Here is a 3,838-nt window from a genome sequence, read left to right as displayed (position 1 = left end):
TAACTGGCATGCACGGGTATTCATGGGCCGGGAGTAGCTTGGGCGCCATCAGCGTTGCCGGTCGGCTGGCGCAACCTGGCTGGCTGGAGGTTCAAGCGTTCCAGGAGCGGTGACTTTCACCTTCGTTGCCACGAGCGTCAGCTTCTGCGAGGCCGGGGTGACAACTTCATCAATTGCGTGCAGGCTGGTCGCATGGGGGAACGGGAACGCGAGAACGACGCTGGGCTCCGGAGACAGGTGCGGCGCGCGCCGGTCGCTGTTGCGATCCTCTATGCAGCCCGGGTCGTTACTGTTCTGATGATCATCGGAGGGCTCGGCCTGGTTGTCTGGATGCACTTGTGGTCCCAGGAAGTGATCGCTGCGTACCCAGTCGAGCCTGACGGTGACGTCATACGCGGGTTCTTCATCGGCATGGCTGGCGGCTTTGGAATAGCAGGACTTTCCGTCGTTGCGCTCATGGGCTTAACGCGCGGACGGGGCTGGGGCGGTCTCGTGGGTGTATTCCAGTGGGCGGTCATTTGGCTGCCCTTCGCGTTTGGCCTTCGCCAGTTCTCGGCTGATTCCTTCGCGATCTCCACCGCTGTTTCACTAACGGGTGCGCTGGTGGGCGGGCTGGCGTGTGTCGCTGCGCGTCGAGGACGCATCCCCGAGGCAAGCTCGGCGTGACACTTGGACTTGGCGGCCCTGGAGGGGACTGTAACGGCGTCAGGTGACCGGGAGCTAAGTAGGTTGCCGTGAAATCTTGACCGCTGCCATGTATCGCGCGTAGGCCGAGGCCGAATCCACTGCGTGGCGTTCGATGGTGGTGGGGGAGTAGCCGAGGGTTTCGGCGATGATGGCCACGGGTGCGAGTTTGGTGAGTTCGTGGAGGGTTCCGAGCCGTGCTGCGCGGGTGCTGAAGAGTTTGCTGAGGCGGGTGGTGAGGTGTCCTGGGTGGATGTGGCGCCCGGGTGAGGCTCCGCGGAATACCCAGTTGGTGTTGGGGTGGGCGGCGGTGAGGTCGTGGCTTGGGTTTGCGGCGAGCTCCCGCCATGGCTGGGCCAACGGGTCCGGCAACGCGATCGGGATGGTTCCGAGCTGAATGGTGACTAGTTCGTCGGTGACTGTGACGTCGTCCCATGTCAGGCGCGCAATGTTTTCGGCCTGTTGTCCGAAGACGAGGATGAGGATCGCCGCGGCCCGGTCACGCGTCTCCAGTTCGTTGTCGTGGATGACTTGTTGGAGCGCTTCGTCCTGGCCCGGTTTCGCGAGTCGTGGGCTGGTGCCGCGGCGGTGCGGAACGATGGTGAGGCCGGGCGGGGCGGCTTTGGTCTTGATGGCCCATTTGAGGAAGCGCTCGGCGATGCGCCGGGTTGTTGGCCCCTCGGCCTGCCAGACGTCGAGGTGGGACTGCTGCAGGTCCGGCAGTTTGATGCCATGACCGGTAAGCCAGTTGAGGAGGTCGATGGCGACGGTGACTTCCTGTTTGGCGCGGAGGAAGGTGCCGCGGGTGACTTCGTCCATGTGGTTCATGCGTCGTTGGTGGTGCCATCGGATGTAGCGGCGGATCACGTCAAGGTTCTGTGGGTCGCTGATGCGTTCGAGGGCCTGGGTTGCCCAGCTGTCGTAGCGGATTTTCAGTTCGTCGCGGCGGGGGAGCACCCCGTGTTCGGTGAGGAGCCCCCGGACGTATTCGCGGGTTCGTGAGTCGGGCAGCTCGTCGAAGGCTTCGTGGGTGAACTGTGGTGCGACTGCAAGGTTTCGGAGGAACGCCGTGACGTGCTTTTGGCGGATCCAGGTCATGCCGCTGTTGGCCCGTTTCATGGACTTCAGTGCCGCTGCCAACGGGATCAGTTCCGTGGCCATGATTCCCGTGGCCGGGTCGGTCAGCAGGTTGTCCACGATGTCGCCGAGGACGCAGGTCCAGCAACGCCCGCCGCTGTGAAGTTCGTCTTCGGCTCCGCAGCTCTCGCAGTCGATATTGAGCCGAACGCCCGAGCAGCTCCGGCATGCCGGCTGCTCATCAATCATTCCCGGCAGGATGCCGTCGTGTCCGCAGGAGCAGATTCCGCGGGTGCGCTTGGCTTGCTGGTAGCAGTAGCCGCAGACGCCGCCGTCGGGCCACCGCACGACGGTTTGGTGGTGCTGGCCGCAGCGGGCGCAGGGGACCGGCCAGCGGATCGGGTCCTCTGCTTTGCGGGGCCTACTCACCGTCTTCGGAAGTGACGAGCCGGACGCGCTTCGCGATCGGGTTGCCGGGTTGGATGCCGAGGTCTTCGCTGCGCTTCGGGGCGTTGGCTGTCGCCGCGGCACGCATCTCAACGAAGGGTTCGAACAGGTCGTTCGGGGTGCAGTCCAGGATGTCGCAGAGCGCGGCGAATGTCTTGGCCGGAATGCGTTCCGGCGTGGACGTGACCAGCCTGTAGACCTGACTTTCGGAGAGGTTGATGCCACGGGATTTCAGGAGCGGCATCAGTTCGGTGGTCTTCCACAGGTTCTGCTTTGCCATCAGGGCACGCAGGTTCCAGCGGTAGCCAATCCGGCGCTGTTCAGGCATCTGGGTCCTCCAAGTTCGTGATGCGGCGTGCAATCATCTGCTGCACGGTTTTCTGCTTGAAGTCCGACGATACCGAGGTGTAGAGCCCGGTGGTCGAGGCATACGAGTGGCCAACCTGCGTCTGCACGAATGCCGGGTCGTAACCGGCTTCGATCAGATGGGTCACATAGGAGTGTCTGAGGCAGTGCAGGCCCAACTCCTGGGGCAAGCCGACGGCGTCCCGTGCAGCTGCGAAGGCATCCCCGAACGAGCCCAGGGACATCCGGGCGCCACGCTCGCTCGGCCACAGCGCCGAGGACCGTTCAGCAGTCGGGAACTGCTGGCGCATCCCGCCGGATGTCCAGGTCTTGAGCTGGTCCACCACCCAGTCGAACTCCGGCACGGTCAGAACCGTGCGCCGCCGGGGCCCGGAACCTGCGGCGCCCTTGGCGAACCTTACCTGGACTGCTCCGAACCGGCCGTAGTCGCTGACGTGCGGATTCGGGCCGAAGTCCTCCAGGTCCAGCATCGTCATCTCACGCCGGCGAAGCCCATAGGCATAACAGACCTTGAACGCCACCGAGTCGCGGAACAGGGGCAGCCAGCGCTTGCTGCCGGCGGCGTATTCCCGGTCGACAAGGTCATCGATGTAGTCGAAAAGCCGCTGCAGTTCCGCCTTGGTGAACGACCGCTTCTTCGCCGGGACGGCATCATCGGTCGTGTGCCGTGGCATGTTCCACTCGAAGCAGATCTGGCTCGGAATATCACCGAAAGTCCGTTCGCAGAACTCACCCCAGCCATAGCCAGGATGCGTCAGGTAAGAGCAGAACATCGCCACGGCGTTGCCGTACGAGCGCAGCGTCTTCAGGCTGATCGGCTTCTCGCCCGAGCGCAGATCGGCAAGGAAGTCATCGATGTCGGCCGGACCCCAGTGCCACGGAAATTCACCGGTAAAGCGCTGAAAGCGTTCCAACAGCTGGCAGCGCTGCTTGATCGTGTCCGTCGTGAGCCCGCGGGCCAACATCTGTGCCCGCCAGCCATCCAGCATGGCCGTGAAAACCCGCTCATCGGCCCGGAACAGCCCAATGTCCGGATCCACCAGCATCCGCGGGACGAAACCCGGAACGGCATCACTCACAACGACCCCTAAACCATGGAAACATGCATTAGATGCAGGAAACCTACAGTGGCAAGCGATCCAAGGGCAAATTCAGACTCAACCTACAAGAACGTTCATTTGCTTCAAAGGCGTGTTGACCTGCGGAAACGCCGGATTCGTCGCAGGACGGCAGTTGTCGCAGCTGCTTCAACTCCCGTCCTTTT

4 protein-coding genes are annotated in these 3,838 nt (G+C 63.3%); 1 reads left to right on the top strand and 3 read right to left on the bottom strand.

Annotated elements, in window-relative coordinates; translation table 11 throughout:
- Window positions 1-192 precede the first annotated feature (192 nt).
- Window positions 193-666, top strand: coding sequence for a hypothetical protein (locus KNN17_RS22055; RefSeq protein ID WP_241711033.1), 474 nt, complete (start codon window positions 193-195; stop codon window positions 664-666).
- Window positions 667-720: 54 nt separating this feature from the next.
- On the opposite strand, the gene KNN17_RS22050 is transcribed toward KNN17_RS22055, so the two are convergent.
- The 3 genes from KNN17_RS22050 to KNN17_RS22040 all read right to left on the bottom strand — a co-directional run bounded on the left by KNN17_RS22050 (window position 721) and on the right by KNN17_RS22040 (window position 3,653).
- Window positions 721-2,109, bottom strand: a complete 1,389-nt coding sequence (locus KNN17_RS22050; RefSeq protein ID WP_241711032.1) for a Fis family transcriptional regulator — start codon at window positions 2,107-2,109, stop codon at window positions 721-723.
- A 73-nt stretch (window positions 2,110-2,182) separates the two neighbouring features.
- Window positions 2,183-2,536 carry a helix-turn-helix domain-containing protein gene (locus KNN17_RS22045; protein WP_241711031.1) on the bottom strand — a complete coding sequence of 118 codons (354 nt, stop codon included), beginning with the start codon at window positions 2,534-2,536 and terminating at the stop codon, window positions 2,183-2,185.
- Window positions 2,529-3,653: a tyrosine-type recombinase/integrase gene (locus tag KNN17_RS22040; protein WP_241711030.1), complete on the bottom strand. Its 1,125-nt coding sequence runs from the start codon at window positions 3,651-3,653 to the stop codon at window positions 2,529-2,531. The genes KNN17_RS22045 and KNN17_RS22040 overlap by 8 nt, the downstream gene beginning before the upstream one ends.
- Between the last annotated feature and the right edge of the window lie 185 nt (window positions 3,654-3,838).

Origin of the sequence: Arthrobacter bambusae, assembly GCF_022606295.1 — a bacterium.
Taxonomy (GTDB): Bacteria; Actinomycetota; Actinomycetes; order Actinomycetales; family Micrococcaceae; genus Arthrobacter; species Arthrobacter bambusae_A.
The sequence above is the reverse complement of the archived record's forward strand: the minus strand, read 5'-3'. Positions and strand labels throughout refer to the sequence as shown.

Bases quoted from the DNA above. Each gene is read 5' to 3' on its own strand.
- KNN17_RS22055 (WP_241711033.1), top strand. From the start codon at position 193: ATGGGGGAACGGGAACGCGAGAACGACGCTGGGCTCCGGAGACAGGTG.
- KNN17_RS22045 (WP_241711031.1), bottom strand. From the start codon at position 2,536: ATGCCTGAACAGCGCCGGATTGGCTACCGCTGGAACCTGCGTGCCCTG.